Raw genomic sequence first — 15,723 nt, 5'->3', positions numbered from 1 at the left:
GTTGCTTCGGCGTGTCGGCCGCCGACCCTCCCGCCACCGGCGCCGGGTTCACCGGTACGGATGCCGACCCGGTCGCCGGCGCGGCCGGACTCGTCGGGACGGCAGCGGCGGACGCGGCGGCCGGACTCGTGGGGACGGCAGCACCAGGCCCGGCGGCCGGACTCGTGGGGACGGCAGCACCAAACCCGGCGGCCGGACTCGTCGGGGCGGCGACACCCGGCGCGACGGCCCGGCCGGACGCGGTTCCCCGGGGCGGTGTCGGCGGTGGCGACGCGGCCGGGGACGGGTTCGCCTCGGACCGGTTCACGGCTGTCGGTGTGCTGGGTGGCGTCGGCGGTTGCGGCCGGAGGACCTGCGCCTCCGGCACCGGCACCCGCCCGGCCGCCGGCTTCACGGGCGGCTTCTCGTCACCGCCTTCGGCGGAACCGCCTGGACGGTAGTGTGAATCTTCCCTCCCCACGACCCCCTCCTCCCCCACCGGGAACCGGCCTGGGTGACACTACTTCGGTCCGAAGACTATGCGGCGGCCGGAGTCGCCGGGTCGGCATTCGCCACCCGGCTCCGCCGCCGGTTCCGTCAAGCCAGCGTGGGCCAACGAGGGAGCGTGCAGATGGATTTCGACGTCACGGTTGAGATCCCCAAGGGTCACCGCAACAAGTACGAGGTGGACCACGTGACCGGGCGGATCCGGCTGGACCGCACCCTCTTCACCTCCACGCAGTACCCGGCCGACTACGGCTTCATCGAGGGCACCCTGGGCGAGGACGGCGATCCACTTGACGCCCTGGTGCTGGTACCCGAGCCGACCTTCCCGGGCTGTCTGATCCGGTGCCGCACGATCGGCATGTTCCGGATGACCGACGAGAAGGGTGGCGACGACAAGGTCCTCTGCGTCCCCTACGAGGACCCGCGGCAGGAGCACCTGCGCGACATCCACCACCTCGGCGAGTTCGACCGGCTGGAGATCCAGCACTTCTTCGAGGTGTACAAGGATCTTGAGCCGGGCAAGTCGGTCGAGGGTGCGACCTGGGTGGGGCGGATCGAGGCCGAGGCCGAGATCCAGGCTTCGTACCGGCGGGCCAGGGAGGCCGAGGCGCGCGGCGAGTCCACCCACTGACGCCTACCGGTCCCGGGGGTCGCTCAACCGAGCAGTCCCCGGGCCCGCTCGTAGAGGCCGAGCACCGCGCAGGCGATCGGCACCACGGAGACCACAAGCAGGGTGTCGGTGAGGTCGGCGATCCGCCCGACGTACGGGGAGACCGGGCGTCGGGCGTACGTCGTGCCGCCCGTGACCACCAGTAGCGCGACCAGCAGCCCGCCGGTGACCAGGGTCAGCCGGACCGCCGCGTCGGCAGCCCCGGCCAGTGCCCCGCCGAGCACCGCGTACCCGGTCAGGCCGGCGAGCACCGGGGCGACCCGGTGCCGGACGGTCATGAAGAGCCGGGCGCGGAGCAGCAGCACCGTCGAGGTAACCCCGACAAGTAGCCAACCAGCGGCGCCACCGGTGCTGGTGAGGATCACAGTCGCGCCGACGGCCAGGACGGCCTGGCCGATGAGCATGCCGGTGAGCATCTCCTCGGTGCGGGCCACTGCCGCGTACACCCGGGCGCGGTCGGGCAGGTCACGGGCCCGGTCCGAGTCCTCCGGCGGGTCGCTGGGCAAGGTCGTCGGCGGCAGCGGCACCTTGCCCAACCGGATTGCCAGCAGCGGGACGGCTCCGACGGCGAAGATCAGCACACCGAGCACGACCGCGGCCGCGCCGGCCGGGCCGAGCAGCAGGCCAGCGAGAGCGGCCGATCCGCCGCCCGTGCCGACCACCGTGCCCGCCACGAAGATCCGTAGCCGGGTGGCCACCCCGAACAGCCCCAGCACCGAGATCAGCAGCAGCGCCACCGAGCCGGCCAGCAACTCCGGGGCACCCACCCATCGCAGCGCACCGACCGGCCCGACCGGGTCGCCCGAGCTGACGGCGAGAGCTCCGGCGAGCGCCGCGTAGGGCAACGCGTACCCGCCGAGAACGGCACCGGCCGTCCCGTCGCCCTGCGCCCGGGACAGCACGGTGCCGGCCAGCACGAGCAGAACCGCCACCACCGTCGCGGCCGGCCAGCCGGCGGGATCACCCGGCCCACCGGCGGCCAGGGCGAGCAGACCGACGGCGAGCGGAACACCGCACGCGGCAAGCGTCGCCGCGCGCGTCGCCCGGGGCGACCAGGCCCCACCCTGCCGGCGGGCGGCGTCCGCGACGGCCTCCACCACGTCGTCGTACTCGAACTCCGGCCATTCGGTACGGGCCGGCACCAGGTGCAGCACCTCACCGTCGCGGATCCCCTGGGTGAGCAGTGCCTGCCCACCTGCCAGCACGGTGCCGTCGGCCCGCCGGAGCAACCAGCCCCCGTGCTGTTCCCCGTCGTCGGCGAGCCCGTCACCGGCGTGGCGCAGCACCTCGGGCAGCAGCTCGGCGAGGGGCACCTGCTCCGGTAGCGCGACGTCGACGCGGCGTCGGGGCGTGCTGACGGTGACCCGGGCGAGCCCGACTGTCATCGACCGACCTCCATCCCGAGCGGGGCTGCTGCTGCGCCGACCACAGGACTTTACCTACGATGAGCCAGGCTCGGGTTACCGTGCGCAGTCGGGAGGTCGAGTGTCCACTGTCGTCATCCGGCGGCCGACGCGACGCCCAGCGCCGGAGATACCCGTAGGCGATCTGCCGATGCCGGCGCCTCCGGAGATTCCGGCCGCCACCGGCACCCGTTGGCACCAGTTGCTGATGGTGCTGCCGCTGCTCGGCGGCACCGTCGCGATGGCGATGATGTTCGGCCGGGGCGGCGGGGCCTACGCCTACGTGGTCGGCGGCATGTTCGGCCTCTCCTCGCTGGCGATGCTGGCGACCTCCTGGGGCAGCGCCTCGGGCAACCCGACGAAGTCCGAGATGATGGCCGCCCGCCGGGAGTACCTGCGGCACCTGGCCACCCTGCGACGGCAGGTCCGGCAGACCGCGGCGCGGCAACGTACCGGCCTCTGCTACCGGCACCCCGATCCGTCGCTGCTCTGGTCGACGGTGCACAGTCACCGGGTCTGGGAGCGGCGTACCACGGATCCGGACTTCGCGGTGGTCCGGGTCGCTGTCGGGCCGCAGACCCTGGCCACGCCACTGGTGCCGCCGGTCACCCGTCCGCTCGAGGAACTGGAACCGATGACGGCGGGGGCGCTACGCCGCTTCCTGGACGCTTACTCGGTCGTGCCCGACCTGCCGGTGGCCCTGTCCCTGCGCAGCTTCGCCCGGGTCTTCGTCCGCGCCGCCCCGGGCGGCGCCACCGGGTCGCCGGCCGCGCAGGCGCTGGCCCGGGCCATCCTCACCCAGCTCGCGGTCTTCCACGCCCCGGACGACCTGCTGGTCGCCATCTGCGCCGGGCCGGAACGACGCGATCTCTGGGAGTGGGTCAAGTGGTTGCCGCACGCCCAGCACCCCACCCGCACCGACGCGCTCGGTCCGGTACGGCTGGTGGTCAGCTCCGCTGTGGAGCTGGAACGCCTGCTCGACCGGCTGCTGGCCAGCCGGTCGAGATTCAGCCCGACCGGCCCGGCCACGGACGGGCCGCACCTGGTGATCGTGCTCGACGGCGGTGACCTCACCGGCGCCACCGAGCTGGTCGGGGACGGCGGCATCGACGCCGTGACAGTTGTCGACCTGGACACTCCACCGCCGCGCCTGCTCGACCGGTTCACGCTGCTGCTGGAGGTACGGAACGGCCGACTCCACTCCCACTCCTCGGACGGGCCGGCCGAGGTGGGCACCCCCGACGCGCTGGAGGTCGCCGAGGCCGAGGCGGTGGCCCGCCGGATGGCACCGCTGCGGCTGGCCGCCGCCCGGGGTGCCGAGCCGGCACCTGGCGCCGAGCCGGGGCTACCGGACCTGCTCGGCATCGGCGAGCCGGCGGGCTTCACCGCCGAGCAGGGCTGGATTCCGAGGTCGGCACGGGACCGGCTGCGGGTGCCGATCGGCGTCGGCGTGGACGGCGGCGCGGTCGAGGTGGATCTGAAGGAGTCGGCGCAGGGCGGCATGGGCCCGCACGGGTTGCTCATCGGGGCCACCGGCTCCGGCAAGTCCGAGCTGCTTCGTACGCTTGTGCTCGGGCTGGCCGCCACCCACTCCGCCGAGCAGCTCAACTTCGTGCTCGTCGACTTCAAGGGTGGGGCCACCTTCGCGCCCTTCGACCGGCTGCCACACACCGCCGCAGTGATCACCAACCTGGCCGACGCGCTGCCGCTTGTCGACCGGATGGTGGACGCGATAAACGGCGAGCTGGTCCGCCGGCAGGAGCTGCTGCGCCGCGCCGGCAACTTCGCCAGCCTGCGCGACTACGAGCGGGCCCGGGCGGCCGGCAGCCCCCTGGCCCCGCTGCCGTCGCTGCTGCTGATCTGCGACGAGTTCTCCGAACTGCTGTCGGCCAAGCCCGATTTCATCGACCTGTTCGTCCAGATCGGCCGGCTGGGCCGTTCCCTCGGGGTGCACCTGCTGCTGGCGAGCCAGCGGCTGGAGGAGGGACGCCTGCGCGGGCTGGACACCCACCTGTCGTACCGGATCGGGTTGCGGACCTTCTCCTCGCTGGAGTCCCGTACGGTCCTCGGGGTGCCCGACGCGCACCTGTTGCCCCCGGCGCCGGGGCACGGCTACCTACGCTTCGGCACGGAGCCGCTGCTGCGTTTCAAGACCGCGTACGTCTCCGGGCCGGTACGTCGTCGCCTCCCGGCGGCCGACGCGGCCGGCGCCGAACGTCCCCGGCTGCTCACCTTCTCCACCCATCTCACACCCGTGCCGCAGCCACCCGCTCCGCCGACGGTGGAGGACGAGGCGGACGCCACCGACACCCTGCTGCGGCGGCTTGTCGACCGGCTGGCCGGGCAGGGTGCGCCGGCGCACCAGGTGTGGCTGCCGCCGCTGGACGCGCCGCCGGCACTTGACGAGCTCGTCGGTCCGCTCAAGCTCGACCCCGCACGGGGCCTGACCTCCGGCAATCCCGAACTGCACGGAGCCCTCCAGGTGCCGGTGGCCGTCGTCGACCGACCGTACGAGCAGCGCCGTGACCTGCTGTGGTTGGCGCTGGACGGCGCGGCCGGCCACGTCGCGGTGGTCGGCGGCACGCAGAGCGGCAAGTCCACCGCGCTGCGTACGCTGATCTGCGCGCTGGCCCTCACCCACACGCCGGCCGAGGCGCAGGTCTACTGCCTCGACTTCGGCGGCGGCGGGCTGGCGTCGGTGCGCGACCTGCCGCACGTCGGCGGGGTCACCGGTCGCGCCGACCCCACAGGCGTACGGCGCACCGTGGGTGAGATGTCCACACTGCTCGCGGAGCGGGAACGCCGCTTCGCCGACCTGGGCGTGGAGTCGGTGGCGGACTGGCGACGACGACGCGCGGACGGCACCGACGCCTGCGGCTCCGACCTGTTCGGCGACGTGTTCCTCGTCGTCGACGGCTGGACGACCCTGCGAGCCGAGTACGACGACCTGGAGCCACTGATCACCGACCTGGCCACCCGGGGGCTCTCGTACGGCGTGCACGTGGTGGCCACCGCGGTGCGGTGGCTGGATTTCCGGCCGGCCATCCGTGACCTCTTCGGCTCCCGGCTGGAGCTACGCCTCGGCGATCCGGCCGACTCGCTCGTCGCCCGCCGGGCCGCGGCGCACGTGCCGGAGCAGACGCCCGGGCGGGGCATCACCTCGGAGAGCCTGCACTTCATCACCGCGCTGCCCCGGACGACCGACACGGACACCGCGACGCTTGTCAAACAGGTGAGCGACGCATGGCCCGGTCCGGTGGCACCCCGGGTCCGGCTGCTCCCGGCCGTGCTGCCGTACGCGGACCTCGACCTCGACGCCACGACCGGGCTGCGGATCCCGGTAGGTGTCGCTGAGGCGGATCTACGTCCGGTGGTCCTCGACTTCGGCACCGAGCCGCACCTCGTCGTCTACGGCGACGCCGAGAGCGGCAAGTCGTCGTTCCTGCGTGCCCTGGCCACCTCGATCGTCGCCCGGTTCACCCCGGAACAGGCGCGGGTGATCATGGTGGACTACCGCCGCAGCCTGCTCGGCACCATCACCACTGAACACCTGATCGGCTACGGCACCGCGGCGGCGCACGCCGCCGAACTTGTCGAGTCGGCCGCCGGTTACCTCCAGGACCGCACCCCGGGCCCGCAGGTCAGCCCGACGGAGTTGCGGGAACGGTCGTGGTGGTCCGGTCCCGAGCTGTTCGTGCTCGTCGACGACTACGACCTGGTGGCGAGCGGGCCGGCGAACCCGCTGCGGGCGCTGGAGGAGCACCTGCCGCACGCCCGCGACGTCGGGCTGCACCTGGTGCTGGCGCGGCGCTCCGGCGGTGCCGCCCGCGCCCAGTACGAGCCGCTGGTCCAGCGGTTGCGGGAACTGTCCACCTCGGGCCTGGTGATGTCCGGCAGCCCGGACGAGGGTGCGCTTGTCGGTCCGGTCCGTCCGGGCCCGCTGCCGCCCGGACGCGGCCGACTGTTCACCCGACGTGACGGCGTACGCCTGGTTCAACTGGCGCACCTGCCGCCACAGTGACGTCGACTCCACGGAACGTCCCTGTAGACGGGTCGGAACCGGTAATCTCCGATCGTCATGTGTCCCGCGACGAATGGCTGAGGATGTGACCAGGCTGCGGCACAGCGGCCCGCCGACGGCAGGCCGGTTCGCCAACCGGGTGCTGCTCGCGGCGGCCGCCACCGCGCTGTCGGCAGTCGTCGCGGTCGTGCCCGCCGCAGCCATGCCGGTCCACGCGCCCGCGTTCGGCAGGCCGGTGGCCCACAATCCCGACTCGACGCAACGGGCCGATCAGGTCCGCGACGAGCAGTGGCAGCTCGACAAGTTGGGCGCGCGGGCGGCCTGGCGTACCTCGACCGGCAGTGGTGTGGTCGTGGCGGTGATCGACTCCGGGGTGGACGGTAGCCACCCGGACCTGGCCGGTCAGGTGCTGCCCGGGCTCGACCTGGTCGCGCCGAACGGCGCGACCGAACCGGATCCGGTCGGGCACGGCACGACGGTGGCCGGCCTGATCGCCGGGCGCAACGACGACCGCCGGGGTGTGGTGGGCCTGGCGCCGGGCGCCCGGATCCTGCCTGTGCGGGTCCTGGACGCGGAGAACCGGTACGACGACGCGCTGATCGTGGCCAAGGGGGTGCGCTGGGCGGTCGACAACGGCGCGAAGGTGATAAACCTTTCGCTCGGCGGCAACGGCGACAGCGCGGCATTGGCCGCGGCGATCGACTACGCGTTCGCCAGGGACGTGGTGGTGGTCGCCTGCACCGGAAACCTCGCCACCTCGCCCGAGGCCAAGGTCTGGTATCCGGCTCGTGAACCCGGCGTCATCGCGGTCTCCGGCCTGGAGCGCAACAGCGACAACCTGTGGAACGGCGCGATCACCGGTCGCGCCACGGTACTCACCGCCCCGGCCAGCGGGCTGGTGGGCGCACGTCCTCCCGGCGGCTACTGGCGCGTGCAGGGCACCAGCTTCGCGGCACCGCTTGTCGCCGCCACCGCCGCCCTGGTGCGGTCGCATTACCCGCAGATGTCCGCCGGGGACGTGGTGAACCGGCTGCTTGCCACCGCCAAGGACATCGGGCCCACAGGTCGGGACGAGCGGTTCGGGTACGGCCTGGTCGACCCGGTCGCGGCGCTGACCGCCGAGGTGCCGCCCACGTACGCGAACCCGCTCGACGACAACGATCCGCCCGGGGTGACCGGCTTCGGCACCGCGCCGGGCTCCGCGACGACAGGTGATCCCGACGCCGAGCAGCTCGGCCTGACCGGGCCCCGCCAGGAGACGCAGTGGCGGGCCCGGGCCGCCGGTTCGCCTGACGACGCCGGCTCGGAGCGGCTGTGGATCGGTTCGGCCATCTTCGTCGCGCTGCTCACCGGAGCGGCGCTGATGGTGCGCCGGTTCCGGCAGTCGTACCGCTGACCGACCGCCGCCGAGTATCGCGCGGCAAATTCGACGGATCAGCGCGAGGAAGGCCGGGCCAGCGGGGTACAACCATCGTCGTGGACACCTTCGAACGGGTCGACCCGGCACCGCCCTCCGGGCCGGACCGTCGCGGACGACGGGACGACTCGCCAGGTGCACGGCCGGCGCAGGCCCTCTCCGGCGTGCTGCTTGTCGCGCCGATCGCGCTGCTCGCCACGCTGGTGCTGGGTGACTGGCAACCGCTGCGGCGACTCGACCTGGCGATCACCACCCACCTGCACGGGTACGCCCTGGACCACCCGGTCTGGGTCCGGGTGATGAGCCTCTGGACCGACGTCTTCGCCCCGATGCCCCTGCGGGCCGCCGCGCTGGCCCTGGTGATCTGGCTGGCCCGCGACGGTGCCCGGCGACTCGCCGTCTGGGTGGCCACCACGATGGTGCTCGGTGGCCTGCTCGGGCCACTGCTCAAACTGCTCGTCGGCCGGCAGCGACCGGACCTGCCCGACCCGGTGGCGCAGGCGCCCGGCCTTGCCTTCCCGTCGGGCCACGCGCTGAACGCGGTGCTCGCCGCCGGGGTGCTGCTCGTGGTGTTCCTGCCGCGTACCAGGCCACGCTCGACGGCCCGCGCTGCGGTCTGGCTCGGTGCGCTCGCCATCGCCCTGGTGACCGGGTTCAGTCGGGTCGCACTCGGCGTGCACTGGAGCAGCGATGTGCTGGCCGGCTGGCTGCTCGGGGCTGCGGTGGTCGTCGGCACCACCACCGCGTTCGCCGTCTGGTCCCGGTCACGGTCGAGCTGACCTGGTGGGCCCCGTCAGGTGCAGTCGCCGGTGTCGGTGCCCCGGGTGCGCTCGGCCCCGGCCAGCGCTACCGGGCGGGCCTCGGCGGCGGTGACCGCGAAGCCGGTGTTCGGGTCGTCGGCCGCCGCCGCGAAGATCACCCCGAGCACCAGGCCGTTCGAGGAGACCAGCGGACCACCCGAGTTGCCGCTACGGACCAGCGCCCGAATCGTGTAGATCTCCCGGTTCACGTTTCCCGACGAGTAGATATCCGGCCCGGTGATCCGGTCGACGTCGCGGATCCGCGCCGACTGGGCGTTGTACGGCCCGTCCAGCGGGAACCCCAGCACGATGGCGTCCGCGCCGGTGGCGGCGTTGCCGGCGGCGAACCGCATCGACGGGCCGGGCAGCCCGGGCACGTAGAGCACGGCCAGGTCCCGGTCGGGGTCGTAGACGACCACCTCGCCGTCGTACCTGTCGCCACGCAGTTCCACGGCGACCGAGCGGGTGCCGGCGACCACGTGCGCGTTCGTCATCACCCGGTCGTCGGCGTACACGAAGCCGGACCCCTCGATCCGGCGCGAACAGCTAGGTGCCGACCCGAGCACCTTCACCACCGAGCGCTGACCGCTGCTCACCACCTCGGAGCCGGCGAGCGCCGGGTCCGGCGGCTCGACCTGCCGAGCCTGGGTACGCCGCAGCCCGTCGAAGACGTCCGGGAAGCCGTTGGTGTCGACTGTGTCGCGCAGCGCGGTGGAGAGCTGCTGAGCCTGATCGGGCAGCACCCGGTCCACCACGTTGAGCAGCGCGCTGCTCTTCACGGAGGCGGCGAGCCAGGGCAGTGAGGAGGAGCCGAGCGGCACGGCGACAAGCCAGGCGACGAGCAGCACCGCGAAGAGCGAGACGAACGCGCCACCGATGTCGTCGGCCCGCCGTCCGACGTCACTGGCGATGGTGCGGCGCAGGTGCGATCCGAGCCAGCCGGCAAGGGCCTGGCCCACCACGGCGAGGCCGAAGATGGCGACCAGTGAGATCAGCACCCGGGTGCCGCTGTCCACGAACTGCTGCGCGAACATCGGACCGACCTGCAGGCCGATCAGGGCGCCCAGGAAGAACCCGGAGAACGAGAGCACCCCGATGACGAACCCCTGTCGGTATCCGCTGATCGCGAACACGAGCATGAGCAACAGCAGAACGAGATCCACGGCCGACACGGCTCAAGCGTACGGGCCCAGAGCTCGCGCGTAGACGATCGCTTGCGGAAGGTGACGGTCAGATCAGCGCAGGGCGCTCTCGTCAACCTCGTCCGTGCCGGCCGACGGGGCGGGCGAGGCACCGACCGGCGGGAGGTCGATCACCCGGCTGCGCGGCCAGGGGCGGGTCCAGCCGCCCATGTCCAGCAAGGCGGCCAGCACCCCGGCCGTGAACCCCCAGACCAGCATCCCGCGTACGGAGAAGGCGGGGCCGACCCAGCCACTCGAATGACGTACCCGGACCCGGTTGTCCGGGTCGACAAGCTCGGCGATCGGCAGGCGGGCCACGTGTGCCACCTCGGCCGGTTCCCGGGAGTCCACCGGATGCGGTGCGTGCCACCAGGCGAGCACCGGGGTCACCACGAAATCGCTGACCGGTATCCACAGCCTCGGCAGCTGGGCCAGCACTGTGACGCTTGACGGGTCGAGCCCGACCTCCTCGTTCGCCTCGCGCAGCGCCGTCGCGGCGGCGTCGGCGTCCTCCGGGTCAGCCGCGCCGCCGGGGAACGCCGGTTGGCCGGCGTGGTTGCGCAGGGTCGCGGCCCGCTGGAGGACCAGCACGTCCGGGCCGGTGGTGGCGTCCTCACCGAGCAGCACCAGCACGGCGCTCTCCCGGCCGCCGCGGTCCGGCGTACGGAGTTGGGTGAAGTCCTCGGTACGCGCGGTGCCGAGCCGATCGAGCAGCGGGTCCAGCCAGTCAGGCACCGGCCGCGACGCGCCGGACGTCTCCCGGCCCGGGCTCACGCTCGCTGGCATCTCGCTCACGCCGGTACCGCGATGCCGAGGTGCCGCTTGACGAGTTCGGCGAGTTGGGCGTCGTCGAGGGCGCCCGAAGTGTCGATGTACCGGACGCCGCCGTCGGCACCCACGAACACCGTCATCGGGAACGCGCTGCGTTCCAGGGCCCGCTGGAACGCCTTGCCCTGGTCGAACAGCATCGGGAACCGTACGCCGAAGTCCTCGCCGATCGACTGCGCGGCGCTGCGGCTGTCCTGGGTGTTCACCCCGATGACCCGCAGCTGCCCGTCGGCGCGTTCGTGCAGTCGCTGGAAGGCGGGGAGTTCCTTGCGGCAGGGCGGGCACCAGGAGGCCCAGATGTTCACCACTGCCGGTCCGCGGATGTCCCGCAGGGCGACAGGCGTGTCACCGGTGAAGCAGGTGAGGGTCAACTCGGGCAGCGGGTCGCCCGTGGCCTCGTCGTCGCCGGGACCGGCCGGGCCTTCGGTGAGGTCGGCACAGCCCTCGAACGGGGAGGGACGGGCGGCCACCGTGCTCTGCCCGGCCGGCCGAGGTGCTTCGGGGTCGCTGGTGCAGGCGGTGGCGAGCACCAGCAGCAGCGGCAGGGTCAGCAGCGCGAGTCGGCGGTTCACGGCGCCTCCGCCTGGACGGCCTGCGCCGGCACCAGCTCGGGATCGACACCTGCGGCGGCGGCGAGGTCACGGGCGCGGGGGCCCTTGAGCAGCTTCGCGGCAGCGGCTGGTTCGGTCGGTCCGGTGCCGTACGAGGGACAGAGCTTGGCCAGCGTGCACGCACCGCAGGCGGGCTTGCGGGCGTGGCAGACCCGGCGGCCGTGGAAGATGATCCGGTGCGACAGCATGGTCCAGTCGCGCTTCGGGAACATCGCCCCGATCTCGTGCTCGATCTTGACCGGGTCGGTCTCGATGGTCAGCCCCCAGCGCCGCACCAGCCGTTGGAAGTGGGTGTCGACGGTGATGCCCGGCACGTCGAAGGCGTTGCCGAGGATGACGTTTGCGGTCTTGCGACCGATCCCGGGCAGGGTGACCAGGTCGGCCAGCCGGCCGGGGACCTGACCGTCGTGGCGCTCGACCAGGGCCTGGCCCAGCTGGATCAGTGAGTTGGTCTTGTTGCGGTAGAAGCCGGTCGGCCTGATCATCTCCTCCACCTCGCCGCGATCGGCCCCGGCGTAGTCGGCGGCGGTCGGGTAGCGGGCGAAGAGCTTCGGAGTGACCTCGTTCACCTTCTTGTCCGTGCACTGGGCCGACAGGATGGTGGCGACGGCCAGCTCCAGCGGGCTGCCGTGGTCGAGCTCGCAGTGCGCGTCGGGGTGCGTCTCGGTCAGCACGCGGCCGATCCGCCGCGCTCGACGGGTGCGACCCAGGTCGGTCTCGGTGGCGCTTCTGGTCACGACGGCCAGCCTACGTCGCCGGTCCGACCGGCCCGGACGCGTGGGCCGGCGGAGATCAGTCGGGGTCGGGCGGGCTGATCTTCCCGGCGTCGGTGAACCGGGCGCCGGTCTCCGCGAAGTCCAGCTCGGTGAGGTCCCGGAGCAGCCCGAGACCACGGTCGTCGCGGTCGATCGTCGGCTTGCGGGCCCCGTCCATGTAGGTGGAGGTGAAGGAGCCACCGGCCCAGGTGCCGTCCGCTTCGAGCGACACCTTCAACACGCCACCCCAGCCGAGCCGGCCGTTGTTGCTCAGTGAGTTGCCGCCGCCGGCGAAGTTGCCCAGGCTGTACGCGATCAGCCTGCCCTTGTAGAACTCCATGCCGCGCAGGACGTGCGGACCGTGCCCGACGATCAGGTCGGCGCCGGCGTCAATCATCGCCCGGGAGAACTTGATCGGGTCGCCCCGGTTCTCGCCGAGGAACATCTCCGTGCCGGGCCGGACCCGCGTCATCTCCGACCCTTCGGCACCCATGTGCACCTGCACCACGACGATGTCGGCCTGGTCGGCGGCCTTCTCGATCACCTTTTTCGCGGCCGGGATGTCGGTGAGGCTGTTCGACCAGCGGTACGACGAGAAACCGGCGACGGCGACCTTGACGCCCTTCACCTCGACGACGGTGATCTGGCCGGGCGCGCCGGTGTGCTCCAGCCCGTGTTCCTCAAGCGCCCGCTGGGTGTTCTCGTAGCCCTTCGGCCCGAAGTCGTACCCGTGGTTGTTGGCCTGGTTGAGCAGGTCGAAACCGGCATCGGCGAGATGGGCGGCGTACTCCGGGGGAGCCCGGAACTGGAAGCAGCGGGTGGAGTTGGCACCGCACTTGCCGGTCCCGGTGTCCACCGTCAACGGCTCTTCCAGGTTGCCCATCACCAGGTCGGCCGCGAGCGCCTTCTTCACCGAGTCGAAGAAGCCCTTGCCGTTGTTCGGGGGCAGCCGGTCGGGTGCCATGGCCATCACGATGTCGCCGGTGGCGGAGAGCGAGATCTTCTTGACCTCGGGGGCTGCCGACTCGACGGGCGCGCCCTCGCCGCCGCCGGTGCCGGGCTGCCAGATCGGGCCCTCGTCGGTGCTGCCGCAGCCGGCGACGAGGAGGGCGGCGAGCAGCGCCCCCAGTGCGGCCACGGTGCGGCGGCGGGGTCGGGACGCGAAGGAGGCGGCAGCGTACATCGTGCGCGACCCTACCGGTCGGGTATCACCGAAACGACCGCCGATCGGGTGGGGAGATTCAGCCCTGGAGCCGATCCGACCATGGGACGACGGTGTCGCGGCCGACCCCGAGCACGGCGGCGCGCACCGCCCGGGCCAGCGGCGCCCCCCAGGTCGAGCGGGGCCCGCCGTAGGCGTTGACCGGCCCGTCCGGTGGGCAGAGCACGGTGACCGCGTCCGTCGGCGTACCGGTGCCGGGCAGCCCCAGCTCCGCGATCGCCTGCGCCTTCGCCTCGGTGGCGGTGGCGACCGCGTTGACAAGTGCCGCGTCGCCGAGCCGCGCCGGTACGTACGCCACGATGTTGACAGTGCCGACCGGCTGCGCCGGCGCCGCTGCTGTGGGTGCCGCCGCCGGCACCGGCGTACCCAGCCCGACGGTGGCCCAGACCTGCACGGCGGTGTCGGTCCGCCGCACCACCTCGGCCACGTCGACTCCGGTCATCAGACCCACGCCGGGCCCGTCCAGGCCGAACTCCCGGGCCAGCTCGGCCAGGTGGTCGGCCGGGTCGTCCCGGTCGTACGACATGGGCACCGTCGCGTTCAGCACCCACCGCCGTCCGCCGATCCCACCGCCCAGCGGCGCGGAGCTGATCGTCCGCAGCTGTCGTCCGGCACGCCAGATGAGCACCGGAATGTCACGTTCGTCCTCGCGGCGGGTGGTCAGCAGGGGCTCGGGCAGCACGCCGTGACCCTACGGCCGGGTGTCCACCCCGCCGATCCCGGCCTGACCAGGCGCGGGATTCTCAAGAGTGAGCTCGACCGGCCCGTTACGCCCAACGATCAAGATTCCAGGGGTGCACCTCTGATTCCTGCTCACGTGCGCCTAGACTGGTCGGCGCGCGAGGGATCAGCGGACGGGCGGACCCAGGCCGAGCAGACGGCACGCGCAACCGGAGGTGCGCGATGGACGAGGTACTGGCCCGCAGCGGGATCTTCCAGGGTGTCGACCCGGAGGCGGCCGAGGCGCTCGCCAAGGAGATGGAGACGATCGAGGTCCGCAAGGGCGAGGTCGTCTTCAACGAGGGCGAGCCCGGCGACAGTCTCTACATCCTGCTGTCCGGCAAGATCAAGGTTGGTCGCCGGGCAGCGGACGGCCGGCAGAACCTGATCGCCGTGATGGGTCCGTCGGACATGGTCGGCGAGCTGTCGCTCTTCGACCCGGGTCCGCGTACGGCGACCGCGACCGCGGTCACCGACAGCCGGCTGGCCCGACTGCGTAAGCAGGCGCTGCGGCCGTGGCTGAACAACCGGCCCGAGATCGCCGAGCAGTTGCTGCGGGTGCTCGCCCGCCGGCTGCGCCGGACCAACGACGCCCTCGCGGATCTGATCTTCACCGACGTGCCCGGCCGGGTGGCCAAGAACCTGCTCCAGATGGCGGGGCGCTTCGGCACCCGTGACGGCGGCGTGCTGCGGGTGACCCACGATCTGACCCAGGAGGAGATCGCCCAGCTCGTCGGCGCCTCCCGGGAGACGGTGAACAAGGCCCTCGCGGACTTCGCCTCGCGCGGTTGGCTCCGGCTGGACGGCAAGAGCATCATCATCCTCGACCCGGAGCGTCTGGCCCGCCGCGCGCGCGTCTGACCCCGAAGTTCTTCTCCTGCGCGGTGCCGACGGACCTCGTCGGCACCGCGCAGGCGTATGTGGCGACGTAAAAAGTCAGTCTTGACTGTTTGTTTCCTGGGCGGCAGGCTGTCCGCATGCCCGCCGCATCGACCCGCGTCCCTCAACAGGAACGCAGCCGCGCCACCCGGGCCCGGCTGCTGGAGGCGACAGTCGACTGCCTGGTCGAGCACGGCTGGTCCGGCACCACCACCACTGTCGTGGCAGCCCGGGCCGGCGTTTCCCGGGGCGCCCAGCTGCACCACTACCCGACCCGCACCGCCCTGGTCACCGCCGCCGTCGGGCACCTCACCGAACGGCGGGCGGCCGAGTTGCGGGCCGAGGCCGACGCCCTGCCGGCCGGCGCCGACCGGCTGGACCGGGTGGTGGACCTGCTCGCCGCCGCCTTCACCGGGCCGCTCTTCGTCGCCGCCCTCGAACTCTGGGTGGCCGCCCGCACCGACGCCGAGCTGCGGGCCGCCCTGCTGCCGCTCGAAGCCCGGGTCGGTCGGGAGATGCACCGGCTGACGGTCGAGCTGCTCGGGGTGGACGAACGACGGCCCGGCGTACGGGAGGCGGTGCAGGCCACCCTGGACCTGCTGCGCGGTCTCGGCGTGGCCAACCTGCTCAGCGACGACACCGCCCGCCGGACCGCGCTGCTGCATGCCTGGAAGACCCAGCTGGCGGCGCTGCTCACCAGCGCGGAAACCGCACCCTGACCGGACCGAGC

The 15,723-nt window shown here is 72.6% G+C and carries 14 protein-coding genes; 7 read left to right on the top strand and 7 right to left on the bottom strand.

Annotated elements, in window-relative coordinates; genetic code table 11:
* Positions 1 to 11: 11 nt before the first annotated feature.
* Complete coding sequence (locus Van01_RS02805) at positions 12 to 440, top strand: hypothetical protein (protein ID WP_203999175.1); 429 nt, start codon at positions 12 to 14, stop codon at positions 438 to 440.
* A gap of 170 nt (positions 441 to 610) precedes the next feature.
* Positions 611 to 1,117, top strand: a complete 507-nt coding sequence (locus Van01_RS02800; protein WP_099848993.1) for an inorganic diphosphatase — start codon at positions 611 to 613, stop codon at positions 1,115 to 1,117.
* A gap of 23 nt (positions 1,118 to 1,140) precedes the next feature.
* On the opposite strand, the gene eccD is transcribed toward Van01_RS02800, so the two are convergent.
* Positions 1,141 to 2,541, bottom strand: coding sequence for a type VII secretion integral membrane protein EccD (eccD, locus tag Van01_RS02795; RefSeq protein WP_203999172.1), 1,401 nt, complete (start codon positions 2,539 to 2,541; stop codon positions 1,141 to 1,143).
* A gap of 100 nt (positions 2,542 to 2,641) precedes the next feature.
* Here eccD and eccCa point away from each other — a divergent pair, with 100 nt between their 5' ends.
* The 3 genes from eccCa to Van01_RS02780 all read left to right on the top strand — a co-directional run bounded on the left by eccCa (position 2,642) and on the right by Van01_RS02780 (position 8,776).
* Positions 2,642 to 6,580 (top strand): type VII secretion protein EccCa, encoded by a 3,939-nt coding sequence (gene eccCa / locus Van01_RS02790; RefSeq protein WP_203999168.1) that lies wholly within the window; start codon positions 2,642 to 2,644, stop codon positions 6,578 to 6,580.
* Positions 6,581 to 6,653: 73 nt separating this feature from the next.
* On the top strand, positions 6,654 to 7,976 hold the full coding sequence (mycP, locus tag Van01_RS02785; protein WP_203999165.1) for a type VII secretion-associated serine protease mycosin: 1,323 nt from the start codon (positions 6,654 to 6,656) through the stop codon (positions 7,974 to 7,976).
* An 80-nt stretch (positions 7,977 to 8,056) separates the two neighbouring features.
* Complete coding sequence (locus Van01_RS02780; protein ID WP_203999162.1) at positions 8,057 to 8,776, top strand: phosphatase PAP2 family protein; 720 nt, start codon at positions 8,057 to 8,059, stop codon at positions 8,774 to 8,776.
* Positions 8,777 to 8,790: 14 nt separating this feature from the next.
* On the opposite strand, the gene Van01_RS02775 is transcribed toward Van01_RS02780, so the two are convergent.
* The 6 genes from Van01_RS02775 to Van01_RS02750 form a co-directional block, all read right to left on the bottom strand.
* Positions 8,791 to 9,969, bottom strand: a complete 1,179-nt coding sequence (locus tag Van01_RS02775) for a MarP family serine protease (RefSeq protein WP_203999158.1) — start codon at positions 9,967 to 9,969, stop codon at positions 8,791 to 8,793.
* 63 nt (positions 9,970 to 10,032) lie between these two features.
* Positions 10,033 to 10,764 carry an NUDIX hydrolase gene (locus Van01_RS02770; RefSeq protein ID WP_204000499.1) on the bottom strand — a complete coding sequence of 244 codons (732 nt, stop codon included), beginning with the start codon at positions 10,762 to 10,764 and terminating at the stop codon, positions 10,033 to 10,035.
* A 5-nt stretch (positions 10,765 to 10,769) separates the two neighbouring features.
* Positions 10,770 to 11,378: a TlpA family protein disulfide reductase gene (locus tag Van01_RS02765; RefSeq protein ID WP_203999142.1), complete on the bottom strand. Its 609-nt coding sequence runs from the start codon at positions 11,376 to 11,378 to the stop codon at positions 10,770 to 10,772.
* The gene (nth, locus tag Van01_RS02760) at positions 11,375 to 12,154 is read right to left on the bottom strand and encodes an endonuclease III (protein WP_203999138.1); all 780 of its coding nucleotides are present in this window, start codon (positions 12,152 to 12,154) and stop codon (positions 11,375 to 11,377) included. Before nth ends, Van01_RS02765 begins: the two co-directional genes overlap by 4 nt.
* A gap of 55 nt (positions 12,155 to 12,209) precedes the next feature.
* Positions 12,210 to 13,355 carry a CapA family protein gene (locus Van01_RS02755; RefSeq protein ID WP_203999135.1) on the bottom strand — a complete coding sequence of 382 codons (1,146 nt, stop codon included), beginning with the start codon at positions 13,353 to 13,355 and terminating at the stop codon, positions 12,210 to 12,212.
* Positions 13,356 to 13,413: 58 nt separating this feature from the next.
* Positions 13,414 to 14,076, bottom strand: a complete 663-nt coding sequence (locus tag Van01_RS02750) for an adenosylcobinamide amidohydrolase (protein WP_203999132.1) — start codon at positions 14,074 to 14,076, stop codon at positions 13,414 to 13,416.
* Between the two features lie 221 nt (positions 14,077 to 14,297).
* Here Van01_RS02750 and Van01_RS02745 point away from each other — a divergent pair, with 221 nt between their 5' ends.
* Both Van01_RS02745 and Van01_RS02740 read left to right on the top strand, forming a co-directional pair.
* Positions 14,298 to 14,975 (top strand): Crp/Fnr family transcriptional regulator, encoded by a 678-nt coding sequence (locus Van01_RS02745; protein WP_013736306.1) that lies wholly within the window; start codon positions 14,298 to 14,300, stop codon positions 14,973 to 14,975.
* Between the two features lie 116 nt (positions 14,976 to 15,091).
* The gene (locus tag Van01_RS02740; RefSeq protein ID WP_203999130.1) at positions 15,092 to 15,712 is read left to right on the top strand and encodes a TetR/AcrR family transcriptional regulator; all 621 of its coding nucleotides are present in this window, start codon (positions 15,092 to 15,094) and stop codon (positions 15,710 to 15,712) included.
* Positions 15,713 to 15,723 lie beyond the last annotated feature (11 nt).

The sequence above is a fragment of the Micromonospora andamanensis genome (assembly GCF_016863495.1).
Lineage (GTDB): Bacteria > Actinomycetota > Actinomycetes > Mycobacteriales > Micromonosporaceae > Micromonospora > Micromonospora andamanensis.
Note: the sequence above shows the minus strand (reverse complement) of the source record. Positions and strands in the feature narration are given on the sequence as shown.

Excerpts from the sequence above, each read along its gene's own strand:
- Van01_RS02745 (WP_013736306.1), top strand. The coding sequence starts at position 14,298 with ATGGACGAGGTACTGGCCCGCAGCGGGATCTTCCAGGGTGTCGACCCG.
- Van01_RS02770 (WP_204000499.1), bottom strand. The coding sequence starts at position 10,764 with ATGCCAGCGAGCGTGAGCCCGGGCCGGGAGACGTCCGGCGCGTCGCGG.
- eccD (WP_203999172.1), bottom strand. The coding sequence starts at position 2,541 with ATGACAGTCGGGCTCGCCCGGGTCACCGTCAGCACGCCCCGACGCCGC.
- Van01_RS02800 (WP_099848993.1), top strand. The coding sequence starts at position 611 with ATGGATTTCGACGTCACGGTTGAGATCCCCAAGGGTCACCGCAACAAG.
- mycP (WP_203999165.1), top strand. The coding sequence starts at position 6,654 with ATGGCTGAGGATGTGACCAGGCTGCGGCACAGCGGCCCGCCGACGGCA.
- Van01_RS02755 (WP_203999135.1), bottom strand. The coding sequence starts at position 13,355 with ATGTACGCTGCCGCCTCCTTCGCGTCCCGACCCCGCCGCCGCACCGTG.
- Van01_RS02740 (WP_203999130.1), top strand. The coding sequence starts at position 15,092 with ATGCCCGCCGCATCGACCCGCGTCCCTCAACAGGAACGCAGCCGCGCC.